At 70.7% G+C, this 16,089-nt stretch carries 15 protein-coding genes; 12 read left to right on the forward strand and 3 right to left on the reverse strand.

All coding sequences use genetic code 11. The features are described from left to right. The first annotated feature begins 65 nt into the window (after positions 1-65). Positions 66-923 carry an NAD-dependent epimerase/dehydratase family protein gene (locus JJ691_RS02055; protein WP_211767091.1) on the forward strand — a complete coding sequence of 286 codons (858 nt, stop codon included), beginning with the start codon at positions 66-68 and terminating at the stop codon, positions 921-923. Positions 924-1,005: 82 nt separating this feature from the next. Beyond that, positions 1,006-1,938, forward strand: coding sequence for an alpha/beta hydrolase (locus tag JJ691_RS02060; protein WP_211767092.1), 933 nt, complete (start codon positions 1,006-1,008; stop codon positions 1,936-1,938). 61 nt (positions 1,939-1,999) lie between these two features. Here the strand turns inward: JJ691_RS02060 and JJ691_RS02065 are convergent, their stop codons facing one another. After that, entirely contained in the window at positions 2,000-3,337 is a 1,338-nt protein-coding gene (locus JJ691_RS02065; RefSeq protein WP_211767093.1) for a PucR family transcriptional regulator, read from the reverse strand. Between the two features lie 133 nt (positions 3,338-3,470). On the opposite strand from JJ691_RS02065, the gene JJ691_RS02070 reads away from it, so the two are divergent. The 4 genes from JJ691_RS02070 (at position 3,471) to JJ691_RS02085 (ending at position 7,637) form a co-directional block, all read left to right on the forward strand. After that, entirely contained in the window at positions 3,471-4,256 is a 786-nt protein-coding gene (locus JJ691_RS02070) for an FAD binding domain-containing protein (protein WP_211767094.1), read from the forward strand. Continuing rightward, entirely contained in the window at positions 4,247-7,027 is a 2,781-nt protein-coding gene (locus JJ691_RS02075) for a molybdopterin-dependent oxidoreductase (RefSeq protein ID WP_249227625.1), read from the forward strand. The genes JJ691_RS02070 and JJ691_RS02075 overlap by 10 nt, the downstream gene beginning before the upstream one ends. 146 nt (positions 7,028-7,173) lie before the next feature. After that, on the forward strand, positions 7,174-7,359 hold the full coding sequence (locus tag JJ691_RS02080) for a hypothetical protein (RefSeq protein WP_211767095.1): 186 nt from the start codon (positions 7,174-7,176) through the stop codon (positions 7,357-7,359). Beyond that, positions 7,356-7,637, forward strand: coding sequence for a papain-like cysteine protease family protein (locus JJ691_RS02085; protein WP_211767096.1), 282 nt, complete (start codon positions 7,356-7,358; stop codon positions 7,635-7,637). Before JJ691_RS02080 ends, JJ691_RS02085 begins: the two co-directional genes overlap by 4 nt. 228 nt (positions 7,638-7,865) lie before the next feature. Here the strand turns inward: JJ691_RS02085 and JJ691_RS02090 are convergent, their stop codons facing one another. Beyond that, positions 7,866-9,206: a cytochrome P450 family protein gene (locus JJ691_RS02090; protein ID WP_249227626.1), complete on the reverse strand. Its 1,341-nt coding sequence runs from the start codon at positions 9,204-9,206 to the stop codon at positions 7,866-7,868. 397 nt (positions 9,207-9,603) lie between these two features. Continuing rightward, positions 9,604-9,810 (reverse strand): hypothetical protein, encoded by a 207-nt coding sequence (locus JJ691_RS02095; RefSeq protein ID WP_211767097.1) that lies wholly within the window; start codon positions 9,808-9,810, stop codon positions 9,604-9,606. Positions 9,811-9,976: 166 nt separating this feature from the next. Here JJ691_RS02095 and JJ691_RS02100 point away from each other — a divergent pair, with 166 nt between their 5' ends. The 6 genes from JJ691_RS02100 to JJ691_RS02125 are packed head-to-tail and all read left to right on the forward strand — an operon-like array spanning position 9,977 to position 16,014. Next, entirely contained in the window at positions 9,977-11,425 is a 1,449-nt protein-coding gene (locus JJ691_RS02100) for a purine-cytosine permease family protein (RefSeq protein ID WP_211767098.1), read from the forward strand. Further along, positions 11,422-11,955, forward strand: coding sequence for a cysteine hydrolase family protein (locus JJ691_RS02105; protein ID WP_211767099.1), 534 nt, complete (start codon positions 11,422-11,424; stop codon positions 11,953-11,955). The genes JJ691_RS02100 and JJ691_RS02105 overlap by 4 nt, the downstream gene beginning before the upstream one ends. Next, positions 11,943-12,644, forward strand: a complete 702-nt coding sequence (locus JJ691_RS02110) for a GntR family transcriptional regulator (RefSeq protein ID WP_211767100.1) — start codon at positions 11,943-11,945, stop codon at positions 12,642-12,644. The genes JJ691_RS02105 and JJ691_RS02110 overlap by 13 nt, the downstream gene beginning before the upstream one ends. A 50-nt stretch (positions 12,645-12,694) precedes the next feature. After that, on the forward strand, positions 12,695-13,624 hold the full coding sequence (locus JJ691_RS02115) for an ADP-ribosylglycohydrolase family protein (RefSeq protein WP_211771225.1): 930 nt from the start codon (positions 12,695-12,697) through the stop codon (positions 13,622-13,624). Beyond that, positions 13,621-14,523: a PfkB family carbohydrate kinase gene (locus JJ691_RS02120; protein WP_211767101.1), complete on the forward strand. Its 903-nt coding sequence runs from the start codon at positions 13,621-13,623 to the stop codon at positions 14,521-14,523. The genes JJ691_RS02115 and JJ691_RS02120 overlap by 4 nt, the downstream gene beginning before the upstream one ends. A 12-nt stretch (positions 14,524-14,535) precedes the next feature. Then, complete coding sequence (locus JJ691_RS02125; protein WP_211767102.1) at positions 14,536-16,014, forward strand: CoA transferase; 1,479 nt, start codon at positions 14,536-14,538, stop codon at positions 16,012-16,014. Positions 16,015-16,089: the final 75 nt, after the last annotated feature.

A 16,089-nucleotide genomic window follows, 5' to 3' on the forward strand; every position in this document is an offset into this window, starting at 1 on the left:
TGACTTGGTACCGTCACTTCTGCTACGGTGACGGTACCAAGTCACATCACTGAGGAGATCCGATCATGCGAGTTCTCGTCACGGGCGCCAGCGGCCACATCGGCTCGGCGGTGCTGCCCGAACTCCGGCAGGCCGGCCACGAGGTCGTCGGCCTGGTCCGGTCCGATGCGTCGGCCGAGGTCGTGGCGCACCTCGGCGCGGAGGTGGTTCGCGGTGACCTCGCCGACCTGGACGGCCTGCGCAGGGCCGCGGCCGCCGTGGACGCGGTCATCCACCTGGCGTTCGACCACTCCAACGTCGCCCCCACGGCCTTCGTCGAGGCGACGAACGCCGACCACGCCGTGGTGCGGGCCTTCGGCGACGCGCTGGCCGGCACCGGCAAGACCTTCATCGGCGTCGGCGTCGCCCCCACCGGCGACCCGGAGCGCGACGCGGTGATCACCGCCAACCCGCGCTCGGCCGTCGCGAGCACGGTCGTCGGGCTCAACGAGCGTGACGTGCGGGCCATCCTGGTCGCGGTGCCGCCGGTCACGCACAGCTCGAAGGACCGCCACGGCTTCCTGCCCCGGATGATCGGGATCGCCCGCCGCACCGGCGTGTCCGGCTACGTCGGCGAGGGGGCCAACCGCTGGCCCGCCGCCCACACCCTGGACGTCGGCCGCCTCTTCGCGCTCGCGCTGGACAAGGCCCCGGGCGGGTCGCAGCTGGTGGCCGCGGCCGAGGAGGGCGTCCCGGTGCGGGAGATCGCCGAGGCCATCGGGCAGCACCTGGGGATCCCGGCCGCGAGCGTGCCGGCCGAGCACTTCCAGGAGTTCCCGTTCATCGGGCTCGACATCGCCATGCCCAACGCCGAGACGCGGGCCCTGCTCGGCTGGGACCCGGTGCACCCCGGGCTGATCGCCGACCTCGCGCGCTACTTCTGACAGCCAGTTGGCGGGTTGAGAGCCCGATCCGGCGACAGTTGTCGGGTGGGGGAGTCACCGCGGCGCGGGCAGTCTTGGTGTCATGACTTACGCCTTCGATCCCGAACTGCTCCCGTGGCTGACCATGTTGCCCGAGGGCGTGGACTTCAGCGACGTGCAGGCCGTGCGCGCCCGCATGACGTCGATGGCCGACCAGATGCCGGTGTACGAGCCGGAGAACCCCGTCACCGTCGAGGAGAAGCTCATCCCCGGCCCGGCCGGCGCCCCCGAGGTCCGGGTGCGCGTCTACACGCCGACCACCGTGTCGGCGCCGCGGCCCGCCTTCGTCTCCATCCACGGCGGCGGCTTCGCCATCGGCAACCTCGACCAGGACGCCTCCGGCAGCACGGAGATCGCCGACAAGATCGGGGCCGTGGTGGTCTCCGTCGACTACCGGCTCGCGCCGGAGACCCCGTATCCCGGTCCGCTGGAGGACTGCTACGCCGCGCTGGAGTGGACCGCCGCCAAGGCGTCCGAGCTCGGCATCGACCCCGAGCGCATCGCCATCGGCGGCGACAGCGCCGGCGGCGGCCTGACCGCCGGCCTCGCGCTGCTGGCCCGTGACCGTGGCGGTCCCGCGGTCAAGTTCCAGTACCTGGGCATCCCCGAACTCGACGACCGGCTGGAGACGCCGTCGATGACCAAGTTCGTGGACACCCCGCTGTGGCACCGGCCCAACGCCATCCTCAGCTGGAAGTACTACCTGGGCGGCCAGCCGGCCGACCAGTACGCCGCCCCGGCCCGCGCCGAGGACCTGGCCGGCCTGCCGCCGGCCTACGTCTCCGTGTGCGAGTTCGACCCGCTGCGGGACGAGGGCCTGATCTACGCCCACCGCCTCATCCAGGCCGGTGTGCACACCGAGCTGCACCACTTCCCCGGCACCTTCCACGGCTCCACCATGATCCGCACCGCCGGGGTCAGCCAGCGCATGGCCGCCGAGCGCGTCGAAGCCATCCGCCGCGGTCTCAACGCCTGACCTTTGTGCTGGGAAGGGGGCTTTCCTGGCGTTCAACGCCAGGAAAGCCCCCTTCCCAGCGTCAGAGCAGGAGTAGGGCGGCGTGGAGGTCGAGCCGGTCGCCGGGGTCCAACACCCGGCGGCCGGTCAGCGCCTCCACCCGTTCGATCCGGTAGTGCACAGTGTTGACGTGCAGGTGCATGGCGGCCGCGGTGCGGGTCCATGACGCGCCGTGGTCCAGGAAGGTCCGCAGGGTCTGGAGCAGCTGGGTGTTGTTCGCAGCGTCGTAGGCCATCAACGGGCCGATAGTGCTCGCCTGAAAGTGTTGCGCCACCAAGGAAGACAGGCCTGCCAGCACGGTGCCCAGGCTGGTCATGCCGGCGACCGCGCATGGTTGTTGTTCGGCGTTGGCGGCATGGCGGGCGCCGGCGAGGGCCGCCGCGAGGTCGTCGGTGCTCGGGCCGATGCCGACGGCAATGCGTTCGGGGACAAGGGCTTGGAGGAGCGGAAGCTGGTCGGTGCACCACTGGAGGAGCTGTTCCGGTGGGGTGTCCGCGAGGCCGAGCGCTTCGCCTGGCCCGGCCTCGCCCACGACGAACGTCATTCCGGACGCCGCGAGCAGTTCGTTGGCCGCGTCGACCGCCCAAGTCGTTGGCGCGTGCGGGATTCGCACCAGGACCGGCGTGATCTCGCCGGCCGTGGCCTCGTTGGCCAGCAGTTCGGCCACCGCCTTGGCCTGCGCGGCGAGGTGAGCCCGGTGCCGCGTGGCCCGTAGGGACAACAGGGCGACGATCTCGTCGAGAACCGGCCGGTGCTGGGACACGCACAACCACCAGCCGTCGAACGGGGACCTCGGCTCCGGTCCGATCGGGAGACGTTGGCCGTCGGTGGATTCGCCGCCGGCGAGCACCCGGCCGGTGGCGGACACGAGGGCCAAGCCGGGCAGGCCGAGGCGCTGGACGGCGGTGGTCAGCACATCGTCGAGAGTGACGGCGTCGAGGAGTTCGGTCCGGACCGTCGAGGGCAGGGATTCGCCGAGGTCCGTCCACAGCCAGAGGTAGATCCGGTCGATGATCGCCCGGAACGGGGTGCCTCGCGGCACCGAGAACAGCGGGAGCCCCTGATCTCGGCACGCCGCGACGAACTCCGCCGGCACCGGGCCGTGCACGCCTTCGCCGGCGACCAGCGCGACCGTGCCGGCCGCCCGGGCCGTGGACACGAATGCCCTGGCCGCGCCGGCATCCTCCGGCCGCCACCAGACCAGGCCGGTGAGCACGATCTCGCCGGGGGACAGGTAGGACGCCGGGTCGGCCACGTCGGCGGTGGTGACCCCGGTGACCGCGCGGGCCAGCGTCTCGTCCGGCGCCCAGAGCGGCGCAACGCCGAGATCGGCGAGTTCCAGCAGCTGCCTGACCTGCACGGGCCCGATCCTACTCATCGGTTTGGATGATCGACCGAATTGCCGCTGCCGGCTTCGTGCGCGGCGACCGTGGTGACGGGCGGAGCCGCGCGGGTGTACTGGGGCCCGCAGCCGATCTTGACGGGGTGGGGCGATGGACCTGAACACGATCGAGACCGTCCGCTCGGCCCGCACCCGCGCCGATCTCGTGCTGGCCGCGGGCGAGACGTTCCTCGGCGGCGGCACCTGGCTGTTCTCCGAGCCGCAGCCGCACCTGACCGGTCTGGTCGACCTGACCACCATGGGCTGGCCGGCGATCGAGCGCACGTCTCGCGGGCTGTCCGTCGCCGCCACCTGCACGATCGCCGAGCTGTCCCGGCTCCCACAGCCGGTCTTCTTCCAGGCCGCCAGCGCGCTGCTGGCGTCGTTCAAGATATGGAACGTGGCGACGGTCGGCGGCAACATCTGCCGCTCGTACGCCGCCGCGGCGATGGTGTCGCTGGCGGTTGCCCTGGACGCCACCGCGCTGGTCTGGACCGCCGACGGCGGCGAGTACACGATCCCGGTCGCGGAGATCTGCACCGGCAACGGAACCAACAACCTGGCTGACGGCGATGTGGTGCGGCGCATCGACATTCCGGCCCGCGCGCTGCGGGCCCGCACCGGCTTCCGCAAGATCGCCCTGGCCGAGCTGGGCCGGAGCGGGGCAGTGCTCACCGGTCGTCTCGACTCTGGTGGGGCGGTCTTCACCATCACCGCCGCGACGCTGCGTCCCGTCGTGCTCCGCTACCGCGAACTGCCCGCGGCGGCTCGATTGCGTTCCGACGCCGAGGATGCGCCCGGCTACTACACCGATCCCCTGGGTGCGGCCGACTGGCGTCGTGCGGTCAGCGCCGTGCTGCTGGAAGAGATCCGACAGGAGCTGCTGCCGTGGAGCTGAACATCAACGGCGCGCCATGCGCCGGCGACACGCGACCGGGCCAGTGCCTGCGGACGTTCCTGCGCGACCTGGCCCACTTCGAGGTCAAAAAGGGTTGCGACGCCGGCGATTGCGGCGCGTGCACGGTGCTGGTCGACGACGCCCCGGTGCACTCGTGCGTCTATCCGGCGCGGCGGGCCGAAGGCCGATCGGTCACCACGGTGTCCGGGCTGGGCACCGTCGACGAGCCGCACCCGATGCAGCGGGCGTTCGTCGAGAACTTCGGCTTCCAGTGCGGTTTCTGCACCCCGGGCCAGATCGTCACCGCGTCGACCCTGAGGGCCGACCAGCTCGACGACCTGCCCCGGCTGATGAAGGGAAGCCTGTGCCGCTGCACGGGTTACCGGTCCATCCGGCAGTCCATCGCCCAGGGGCTCTCGGAAGTTCAGCCTGTTGCCGAGGAACCGAAGTCGGTGGTCGGCGCCTCGGCGCGGCCGCCCGCCGCCGAGCGGGTGGTCACCGGGACCGAGCCGTACACCTTCGACGTGGAGCTGCCCGGCGCGCTGCACATCCGCGTGCTCGGCTCGCCGCACGCGCATGCCCGGATCGTCGACATCGACTCGTCGAAAGCCTTGGCGCTACCCGGGGTTGAACTGATCCTCGATCACCGCGACGTGCCGAAGACGCTGTTTTCCACGGCACAGCACGAACATCGCCTCGACGACCCGCACGACACCCGCGTCCTCGACGATGTCGTGCGCTTCAAAGGGCAGCGGGTCGCCGTGGTGGCTGCCGTGTCGGCGGCGATCGCCGAGGCGGCCTGCCGCCTGATCGACGTGACCTATGACGTGCTGCCCGCCGTGCACGATCCGGAGCAGGCCCGGACGCCGGGAGCGCCGGTGCTGCATCCAGAACTGTTCGACAGCAACGTGGTCGCGTCCCTGCACGACGGTGTCGGCGGCGATGTCGACCAGGCGCTGGCCGACTCCGACGTCACCGTGCACGGCGAATGGCGTACGCAGCGGGTTTCCCACGCGCAGCTGGAAACCCACGGCAGCCTCGGCTGGCTCGACGAGGACGGCCGGCTGGTGATCCGGACCAGCTCCCAGGTGCCGTTCCTGACCCGGCGCACCCTGTGCCGGCTGCTCGACCTGCCGGAGGAGCGGGTGCGGGTGTTCACCAAGCGGGTCGGCGGCGGCTTCGGCGGCAAGCAGGAGATGTTCGCCGAGGACCTGGTGGCGTTGGTGGTGCTGCGCACCGGCAAGCCGGCGATGTACGAGATGAGCCGGCCCGAGGAGTTCCTGCGGACCTCGGTTCGCCACCCGTTCCGCGTCCGCGTCACCCTCGGCGCGGATCGCGGCGGCCGGCTCAGCGCGGTGAAGCTGGATGTGCTCGCCGACACCGGGGCCTACGGCAACCACGGGCCGGGCGTGTTGTTCCACAGCTGCGCCGAATCCATCAGCCTGTACAACGTTCCGGTGAAACGGGTCGACGCGGAATCCGTGTACACCAACAACATCCCGTCCGGCGCCTTCCGTGGTTACGGTCTGGGCCAGGTGATTCTCGGCGTCGAGTCCGCGATGGACGAGCTCGCCCTCGCCCTGGACGTCGACCCGTTCGAGCTGCGGCGGATCAACGCCGTCCGCAACGGCGATCCCTTGGTGGAGGCCCATCCTGCCGACGACGGGCTGGTCTACGGCAGCTACGGTCTCGGCCAGTGCCTGGATCTCGTTCAGCAGGCCCTCGTTCGCGGCAACGGCGTGCCCGTGCCGGCGGGCGAACACTGGCGGGTCGGCGAGGGCATGGCCGTCGCCATGATCGCCACCATGGCGCCTCGGGGGCATGTTTCCCGTACCACGCTGTCGATCCAGCCCGACGGAACCTACATCGCCGGCGTCGGCACCAGCGAGTTCGGCAACGGCACCACCACCGTGCACACCCAGATCGTCTCCACCGACATGGCCACCAGGCCGGACCGGGTGCGGCTGACCAACTCCGACACCGACGGCGCTGTCTACGACACCGGCGCTTTCGCCTCCGCCGGCACCACTGTCGCTGGCAAAGCCTTGCACGCCGCCGCTTTGGCCCTCCGTGGACTGCTGCTCCATGCCGCCGCCTCAGTCACCGGCTCCGACCCCTCCGCCTGCTCCCTTTTCGCCGACGGCATCCGCACCCCTTCGCGGGTCGTCGGCTTCCCCGAAGCCATCGACGCCTGTCCTTCGGCCAACCGGGACGGTGACACCGCCTTCGCCCATGGCGACGAGTTGGGCGAATTCCGCTCCCTGGCCTGGAATGTCCACGGCTTCCGCGTCGCCGTCGACACCCGCACCGGCTCGGTGCGGATCCTCCAGTCCGCGCAGGCCGCCGACGCCGGCACGGTCATCAACCCCGAGCAGTGCCGTGGCCAGGTCGAGGGCGGCGTCGCCCAGGCCATCGGCGCTTCGCTGTACGAGGAGGTTCTGGTCTCCCCTGACGGCACCCTGCTCACTCCAGTCCTGCGCACCTACCGCGTTCCCCAGATGGCCGACGTCCCGCCCACCGAGGTCCTCTTCGCCAAAACCTTCGACGACCTCGGGCCTTTCGGCGCCAAGTCCATGAGCGAGAGCCCTTTCAACCCCGTCCCCGCCGCCCTCGGCAACGCCCTGCGCCGCGCCCTCGGCGTCCGCCCCCACGAGACCCCCTTCTCCCGCGACCGCCTCTGGCGCCTCCTCCACCACCGCGAAGCCGTCCCGGCCTGGGCCACCTCTTGGGTCGTCATGCGCGATCCTGACGAATGCCGTCAGCTGACCTGAGGCTCGGCGGGAATTTTGTGCGGCGGTGAACGGCCCAATTCGGTCGTGGCGTTCACTGCCCTTTCGGTCGCAGACAGGGCGGCACGCTCGGTGTGTGCGGGCATCGCTGCTCGCGGACTTCGGACTGGGGGCCGTTCCAGGGGCGGGTGACGCTGAATTTCAACTGGGGCGCCATCAACCATGACTCGGTTGTGCTTGTCACCGCGTCGGAGTACGCGGTGACCACGCCGGCGAGTGATGAGCACCGTTTCATCGGTGCGGCGTCGATCACGGTGGAGAACATCGCTCCGCCCTCGGGATCGACCGGCGCTATCTCAAGTCCGGCGGCGTGACCGACGCTCTCAGCACGGTCGGCAACTATGCCAGCTACCAGCCGGCCAATCTGACCCTCGCGCAGATCGCCAGTGAGATCAACGCCGGCCGCCCGGTCGCCGTGGGCATCACCTGGTTCTCCGGGGGCTCACACGTTGTGGTCATAGCCGGGGTCCAGGGCGAAGGGCTGCTGATCCTCGACCCCGCCAACGGTCAGTCCTTCGTCGAGTTCGGGGCCTTCCCGGCGACCTATTTCGGCGGCGCGACCCTGGACGGATACGCCTTCACCAAGTCCTAGTGGGTGCTTTGCCGGCCAACGGAGTGTCGCGAGGCGGTCGGGGGTTCAGCGGCGCTGGCAGCTGACGTGCGGCGCGTCGGTGATGTCCTTCCTGAGTTGGCTCACGGTTCTGGGTACAGGGACAGCGCGACGCTGTGACCTGCATGTCCTCGGCTCATTGGAGCGGAAGGTGCGCACTAATGTGGGGACACAGTACCCAGTCGGCTCGACCAGGCCGGTGCCGTCTGATCACGCCAGGCGCACGGGGAGGGCTTCCAGGCCGTGCATCAAGCTGCCCGGGCGCCACCGTCGGTCCTCCGGTGTGCCGGCGAGCGACAGCTTCGGGAAACGCGTGAGCAGCGCGCCGAACGCGACCTGCGCCTCCATCCGCGCCAGGGGTGCGCCCAGGCAGTAGTGAATGCCGTGGCCGAAGGAGACGTGCCCGCCCGGCTCGCGGCCGAAGTCGAGTCGCTCCGGGGCGGGGAACCGGTCCGGATCCCCGTTCGCGGAACTGGTCGCGAGCAGGACCCATTCGCCGGCCGGGATCGCCACGCCGCCAATGGCCACGTCCGTGACGGTGAACCGTTCGGTCGCGTGGTTCAGCGGGTTCGTGTACCGCAGCAGTTCCTCGATGGCGGCCGGTAGCAGCGACGGTTCTTCGCGCAGCCGGGTCATCTGCTCGGGGTGGGTCAGCAGCGCCAGGGTGCCGGAGGCGATGAGGTTGACGGTGGTGTCGAACCCGGCCATGACCAGCTGGAACACGCCGGAGAGCAGTTCGGTGTCAGTGAGGGCGGCGTCAGCCGGGTCGGACTCATCGCGAACCCGCACGAGCGCCGAGACTAGGTCGTCGCCGGGCTCGGCACGCTTGGCCGCGATGAGGTCCGTGAAGTAGACGGCCAGATCCCGGGTGACGCGCTCGCGGTCCTTGCCGTTGTCGTAGTCGACCACTGCGACCTCGATCCACGTCCGATCGGCCGCCGGCACACCCAACAGCTCGCTGAGCACTGTGATCGGCAGCGGGCGGGCGAAACGGGTGAGCAGGTCGACGATGTCGCCGCCCCCGCCCGTCGACGCCATGTCCGCCAGCAACGCTTCGGTGATTTCCACGGTGCGCGGCCGCAACTGCGCGATACGCCGCGGCGTGAACGCCTTCTGCATGAGGCCGCGCAGCCGCGTGTGGTCCGGCGGGTCCCGGTGGAGCATGTGCGCGTGCAGGTTCACTGCCTGGCTCGGCCAAGTCCGCGGGCCGGTGGGCCAGTGGTGCCGGTCCTTGGCAAGCCGTGGATCGGCCAGGCCGGCGCGCACGTCCTCGTAGCGCGTGACGACCCACATCCGCCCGTAGCCCGGTATCTGCACCGCTGCGACCGGCTGCGTCTCGCGCAAGTGCGCGAAAAATCCCGATGGGCTCCGGATATAGGCGTCCTCGTCGATGGAAGTGGGCTGCCCCTCGTCCGTCATGGTCCACACCCTAGGAAGACCGTCCGCGAAACCACCAACGGATTTCTCGCTGCCGAAACAATCTCGGACGGGCTCGAGCGGCTGGTGAGGCCTGCTCGCGGAGACGCCGCGTTGATGCGTGTCGCTGTGCATGAGCTCGTGGCCACTAGCGCGTCACCGCAGCAGGTCACCGAACTCAGTGTGGTCAAGCGTAAACAGCTTTTGCAGACCATCGCTCGGCCACATCCACCACACACTTGCGCACCAATCTGAGCCAACTCGGGAGCCGGCCCTCAACGCCAACCCGCAGCTGGCGAGCCGCTACGCGGACCCGTACAACAGCAACGCCCGGTATGTCCTCGACGATTCGGCCCTCGGGATCGACCGGCGCTATCTCAAGTCCGGCGGCGTGACCGACGCTCTCAGCACGGTCGGCAACCACGCCGGCTACCGGCCCGCCAATCTGACCCTCGCGCAGATCGCCAGTGAGATCAACGCCGGCCGCCCGGTCGCCGTGGGCATCACCTGGTTCTCCGGCGGCTCAGCGGCGCTAGCAGCTGATGTGCGGCGCGTCGGTGATGTCCTTGAACCAGTCCTCCAGCGTCACGCGCAGGAACTCCCGGAGCACCGGCGGGTCGATCCGCACCTCGTCCCAGCCGGTGTCCGGGACCCCGCTCGGCTGCTTCGTGCTGTGCTTCTCCAGCAACGCGATCTGGCCGCAGAACACCTGCGACGTGCCCAGGGCCTGCCAGCACACGTCCGGCCGCTCCCGGCCCCGAATTTCCGCCGACGAAACCGGTTCCACTGTTCGGTCGGGAACACTCCGCGCGCCAAGGGCTCCACCCCGTGTTGCCGGCGGGTGGGAGCGGGCGTATGGTCCGCGCAACTGGACAGGTCTGGACAGGATCAAGGAGTCACCCGAAATGCCCGGTGCGGACTCGGCTGCCCTCCAGGTGGAGGCCAACGGCATCAACGTGATCGGCGACGACCAGCGCAAGGGGACACCGAGACAGCTGTTCTGGCCCTGGTTCGCGGCGAACGTGTCCGTGCTGGGCCTGAGCTACGGGTCGTTCACGCTGGGCTTCGGCATCTCGTTCTGGCAGGCGGTGATCGCCGGCGTGGTGGGCATCGTCTTCTCCTTCCTGCTGTGCGGCTTCGTCGCGGTGGCGGGCAAGCGGGGCTCGGCCCCGACGATGATCCTGAGCCGGGCGGCCTTCGGGGTGCGCGGCAACTGGGTGGCCACGGCGATCTCCTGGGTGCTGACGGTCGGTTGGGAGACGGTGCTGACGGTGCTGGCCACCCTGGCCACGGCCACGGTGTTCACGCAGCTCGGCTGGGGCGGCGGCCCGGTGGTGAAGATCGTGGCGCTGCTGGTGGTCGCGCTGCTGACGGTCGGCGGCGGCGTGATGGGCTTCGACCTGATCATGCGCATGCAGACGGTGATCACCATCGTCACGGCGGTGCTCACGGTGGTGTTCATCGCCTTTGTCATCCCACACATCGACTGGGCGAAGGTGTCGGCCATCCCGAGCGGGTCGGCGGCCAGCATGGTCGGCGCACTCGTGTTCCTGATGACCGGGTTTGGCCTGGGCTGGGTGAACGCGGCGGCGGACTACTCCCGCTACCTGCCGCGCAACGCCTCCAGCCGCGCGGTGATCGGCTGGACCACGTTCGGCTCGGCCCTGGCCCCGGTGGTGCTGCTGGTCGCGGGCCTGCTGCTGGCCGGCTCCTCGCCGGACCTGAACAAGGCCATCGCCGACGACCCGATCGGCGCGCTGGCCAGCGTGCTGCCCACCTGGTACCTGGTGCCGTTCGTGATCGTGGCGGTGCTGGGCCTGGTCGGCGGCTGCGTGCTGAACATCTACTCCTCGGGCCTGGCCCTGCTGGCCGCCGGCCTGAAGGCCCCGCGCTTCGTGGCGGCGCTGATCGACGGCACGATCATGGTCCTCGGCACGGTCTATGTGGCCTTCTTCGCCGACAGCTTCCTCGGCCCGTTCCAGGGCTTCCTGATCACCCTCGGCACGCCGATCGCCGCCTGGTGCGGCGTGATGCTGGCCGACATCGCCGCCCGCCGCGGCGGCTACGCCGAGGCCGACCTGTACGACGCGAAGGGCCGCTACGGCAGCGTGAACTGGCCGGTGGTGGGCATCGTGCTGGTGTCCACCGTGGTCGGTTGGGGCCTGGTCACCAACACCTACGCGAACTGGCTGTCCTGGCAGGGATATCTGCTGGAGCCGCTCGGTCTCGGCGGCCGCGACGGCGCGTGGGCGGAGGCGAACCTGGGCGTGCTGGCGGCGCTGGTGATCGCCTTCGTCGCCGCCTGGGTGTCGCAGCGGTCCCGCGTCCGCGCGCAGGAACTGGTGGCCGCATGAGGGCCCATCTCGCCGTGATCGACATGCAGAACGTGTTCGCCGACCCGGAAAGCGAGTGGTTCACGCCCGGTTTCGCCGACATCCTGGCGCCGGTTGGCAAACTGGTGGCGGCGTTCGACGACGTCACGTTCACCCGGTTCGTCGCGCCGGCCAAGCCGCTGCGCGCGTGGCGGCTATACTACCGGCGCTGGCCGTTCGCGCTGAAGCCGCCGTACGCCGAGATATACCGGCTGGTGGACGGATTCGAGGGTGCCACAGTGGACGAAACCACGTTTGGCAAGTGGGGTCCGAAGCTGGCCAAGCGGGTCGGCCGGGCCGATGTGCTGGTGCTGGCCGGGGTGGCGACCGACTGCTGTGTGCTGTCCACGGCGCTGGCCGCGGCCGACGCGGGCCAGGTGACCTGGATCGTGGCCGACGCCTGCGCGGGCATGAACGGCGAGGCGCACGAGCGCGCGTTAGACATCGCCCGCGGCTACAGCCCGCACGTCGAGGTCAAAACCATGGACGAGGTGCTGTCGTGCTGCGCCTGAAGTACGAGCAGATCGCCGACGAGCTGGCTCGGGAGATCCGCCGCGGCCGGCTGCCGCGCGGCGCCCGGCTGCCCGGCGAGCACGTGCTGGCCAGCCGGTTCGCGGTCAGCCGCAACACGATCCGGCAGGCGCTGGCCGAGCTGGGCAGCCGCGGCCTGATCGCCACCCACTCCGGCAAGGGCTCGTTCGTCACCTTCGACGACCGCCCGCTGGACGACCGGATCGGCTGGACCCGGGCGCTGGCCCAGCAGGGCGTGCACACCAGGGTCGAGGTCATCCGGCTGGAACGCGTCACTGACGCGGAGATGGCCGAGCGCTTCGGCGCCGGTCCGGAGTTCGTGGCGATCGACCGGGTCCGCTCCATTGTGGACGGACCGGCGATCTCCTTCGAGTGCACGAGGGTCGAGGCTGTCGGCCGAATGGGCACGCTGCCCGAGTCCGGACTGGACGGATCGCTGTACGACGTCCTGCGGGCCGAGGGGCTGCTGCCGGAACAGGGGGAGGAGTGGGTCGAGTTGGGGCGGATCAGCGAACTGGAGGCGGCCGTGCTCGGACGCGCGCCGGGGGAGCGTTTCCTGCGCGCCCGACGATTGTGCCGGGACCGCGCTGGCCGCTTCGTGGAGCACACGGAGAGCCTGCTCGATCCCGACCGGTTCCGGCTGCACCTGAAGTTCGGCGGGCTGGAGTGAGCCGCGCGCTGGCCGCGTTCACCGGCCTGGCCATCGGCGACGCGCTCGGCATGCCCACCCAGTCGATGCCGCGCGAGGCCATCCAGGCCCGCTACGGCGTGCTCACCGGCTTCGAGCCCGGCCCGGCCGACCAGCCGATCGCCCCGGGCATGGCCGCCGGCTCGATCACCGACGACACCGAGCAGGCGGTGCTGCTGGCCCGGCTGCTGATCGCCGGCGACGGCCGCGTCGACCCGCGCCGGCTGGCCGCGGATCTGTTGGCGTGGGAGGAGGACATGCGCCGGCGGGGCTCACTGGACCTGCTCGGACCGTCCACGAAGGCCGCGGTCAGCGCGGTGGCGGCCGGCGAGAGCCTGGAGAAGGCCGGCCGGTTCGGCACGACCAACGGTGCCGCGATGCGCATCACCCCGGTCGGCATCGCGTATCCGACCGACGATCTTCAGTCGCTTGTGGACAGTGTCGTCGAGGCGAGCTGGGTCACCCACAACACCGGCGTCGCGCTGTCCGGCGCGGCTGCCGTTGCGGCGGCGGTCAGCGCTGGCATCGCCGGTGCAGACGTCCGTGAGGCGACGAAGGTCGCGGCCGAGGCTGCCCGGCTCGCTGTCGGCCGTGGCAACTGGATCGCCGCCGGCGATGTCGGCACCCGGTTGGCCTGGGCCAGCGAGCTTGTCGAGGGCATGGCGCCGGGCGAGGCGGCCGACCTGATCTATCGCCTGGTCGGCACCAGCGTGGCCACCCAGGAGTCGGTGCCGGCCGCTTTTGCCGTGCTGGCCGTGCATCCGGATGATCCGTGGCGGGCCTGCCTGCTCGCCGCCTCGCTGGGCGGTGACTGCGACACGATCGCCGCGATGGCCGGGGCGATCGCCGGCGCGTGCCATGGCGAGGACGCGTTCCCCGGCGAGGCGGTGCGCACCATCCACGCGGTCAACGACCTTCCGTTGGCCGGCCTGACCGCGGAGTTGTTGGCGCTGCGCGGATGAGCCGGCTGGTGCACGTCGGTCAGGTGATCGTCGACCTCGTGATGTACGTGCCACATCTGCCGGAGCGCGGTGGCGACGTGCTGGCCTCGGGCGGCGGCACCGAGGTGGGCGGCGGCTTCAACGTGCTCACGGCGGCCGCCCGGCAGGGACTTCCTTCGGCCTACGGCGGCATGCACGGCACCGGCCCGTTCGGCGACCTGGCCCGCAAACGCTTGGCGCAGGAGCGGATCGACGTCCTCCAACCACCGTTGCCCACCATGGACACCGGTGTCACGGTGGCGTTGGTCGACGCCGAGGGGGAGCGGACGTTCGCGACGACGTTCGGTGCGGAAGGCCAGCTGCGGCCCGACGACCTGCGCCGGATCCGGCTGTTCCCGGACGACATCGTGTACGTGTCGGGCTACGGCCTGGCGCTGCCGGTGAACGGCCCGGCGGTCAGCTCCTGGCTGTCCACAGTGGATCCAGGCGTCATCGTTGTGCTGGATCCCGGGCCGCTGGCCGCGGAGATTCCCGAGACCGTGCTGAAACCGGTGCTGGACCGGGCCGACTGGATCAGCTGCAACGAGCGCGAGGCCAAGCTGTTGACCGGAATGGACGATCTGGTCGAAGCGGTCGAGTCGCTGCGGCGGCGCAACGCGATCGTGCGCATCGGTGCCGGCGGCTGCGTGGTGGCGACCGCCGACGGCGTGGCGACGGTCCCGGGCTTCCCGGTCCGGCCTGTGGACACCAATGGAGCCGGCGACGCGCACGCCGGGGCGTTCATCGCCGGCCTGGCGGCGGGGCGGTCCCCGTTGGCGGCGGCGCGGCGGGCCAACGCGGCGGCAGCGATCTCCGTCACCCGACGGGGACCGGCCACTGGCCCTACCATCGACGAGGTAGAGAAGCTGCTGCGCGACTAGGAGCCTGGGGACATGTCGCTGACTGAGAAGGTGGCCGCCGCGGTCGCGAACCCGCTGACCACGGACGCGTTCGACCCGCACGCCGAACTGGCCGAGCTGCTGGCCGGCATCGGGATGAGCCCGGCCGACACCGGCGGCGAGATCACCTTCGTCGGGGCCGACCCGGTGGTGCCCAGCACGCTGCGGCTCGGCGGCGCGGCCGGCATCGCCCTGGTGGCCAAGTCGGCGGCGATGGCCAAGCTGTGGCGGCTGCGCGGCGGCGACGGCCAGGACATCTCCGTCGACCTGCGGGTCACCCCGCACCGGCTGTGCCCGTTCTACGACCGCAAGTGGGAGAAGCTCAACGGCCACCTCCCGGTCTCGGCGGCCAATCCCACCAACGCCTTCGCCTTCGGCTTCTACCGCACCGCCGACGACCGCTGGGTGATGCCGCTCAACCCGTACCCGAAGATCAAGGTAGCCGCCCAGAAGCTGCTGGACGTGCCGGACGACCCGGAGCGGGTGGCCCAGGCGGTGTCCAAGTGGGACGCCCGCGAGCTGGAGGCGGCGGCCGTGCAGGCCGGCGTCGTGCTGCCGATGTTGCGCTCCACCGAGGAGTTCCTGGCCGAGCACACCGGCATCGAGGACCTGCCGCTGATCGAGATCACCAAGATCGGCAACTCCGACCCGGAGCCGCTGCCTGGTGGCGTGGAGCTGCCCCAGATCGATCAGCCCTTGGCCGGGATCCGCGCGCTCGGCATGGGCCACGTGATCGCCGGCGCCGGGGCCGGCCGGGCGCTCGCCCTGCACGGCGCGGACGTGCTGAACCTGTGGCGCACCAACGAGTTGGAACACGACGTCACCTACATCACGGCCAACGTCGGCACCCGCTCGGCGACCATCGATCCGCGCGCCGATTCTGGTGTTGTCACTAGTCTTCTGGCCGGCGCGGATGTGTTCTACGCGAACCGGCGGCCCGGCTATCTGGAGCAGATCGGCGTCTCGGCCGAGCAGGCGGCGGCGGTCCGGCCGGGGATCGTGCACGTCACGGCGTCGCTGAACGGCGAGCGCGGGCCGTGGGCCGGCCGGGTCGGCTTCGACCAGACCGCCGGCAGCCTGGTCGGCATGATGAACCTGGAGGGCGACGCCGCGGGCCCGGCGTTGCCGCCGATCCTGGTTGTGAACGACTACATCGTGTCCTGGCTGATGGCCACCGGCGCGGCCGAGGCGCTGGCCCGGCGGGCGGTCGAGGGCGGCAGCTACCGGGTGCACGTGTCGCTGACCAGGGCCGCGCTGTGGATCCTGAGCATGGGCGTCTTCGACAAGGGGTACGCCGCCGAGGTCGCGGGATCCGTTGAGGAGCACCGGTACCTGGACCCGGAGACGTTCACTGTGGACACTCCGCTGGGCGAGTACCAGGGCGTCACCGAGCAGGTGCGGATGTCGCTGACCCCCGGCCGCTACGCCGTGCCGCTGGTGCCGCGAGGGTCGTCCCGGCCGCAGTGGCTCTGACCGAACAGGTGAGTTCCACCGGATCCGAGGGTAGGGGCATGTCCGGCGGTCCGGTTCCGAGCTAGGCTCGGAGCC

Origin of the sequence: Kutzneria sp. CA-103260 (assembly GCF_018263855.1) — a bacterium.
Taxonomy (GTDB): Bacteria; Actinomycetota; Actinomycetes; order Mycobacteriales; family Pseudonocardiaceae; genus Kutzneria.

What these genes read in the sequence shown, in the direction of transcription:
- JJ691_RS02055 (WP_211767091.1), top strand. Translation starts at nt 66, where the DNA reads ATGCGAGTTCTCGTCACGGGCGCCAGCGGCCACATCGGCTCGGCGGTG.
- JJ691_RS02060 (WP_211767092.1), top strand. Translation starts at nt 1,006, where the DNA reads ATGACTTACGCCTTCGATCCCGAACTGCTCCCGTGGCTGACCATGTTG.
- JJ691_RS02070 (WP_211767094.1), top strand. Translation starts at nt 3,471, where the DNA reads ATGGACCTGAACACGATCGAGACCGTCCGCTCGGCCCGCACCCGCGCC.
- JJ691_RS02090 (WP_249227626.1), bottom strand. Translation starts at nt 9,206, where the DNA reads ATGCACAGCGACACGCATCAACGCGGCGTCTCCGCGAGCAGGCCTCAC.
- JJ691_RS02100 (WP_211767098.1), top strand. Translation starts at nt 9,977, where the DNA reads ATGCCCGGTGCGGACTCGGCTGCCCTCCAGGTGGAGGCCAACGGCATC.
- JJ691_RS02105 (WP_211767099.1), top strand. Translation starts at nt 11,422, where the DNA reads ATGAGGGCCCATCTCGCCGTGATCGACATGCAGAACGTGTTCGCCGAC.
- JJ691_RS02115 (WP_211771225.1), top strand. Translation starts at nt 12,695, where the DNA reads ATGCCCACCCAGTCGATGCCGCGCGAGGCCATCCAGGCCCGCTACGGC.
- JJ691_RS02120 (WP_211767101.1), top strand. Translation starts at nt 13,621, where the DNA reads ATGAGCCGGCTGGTGCACGTCGGTCAGGTGATCGTCGACCTCGTGATG.
- JJ691_RS02125 (WP_211767102.1), top strand. Translation starts at nt 14,536, where the DNA reads ATGTCGCTGACTGAGAAGGTGGCCGCCGCGGTCGCGAACCCGCTGACC.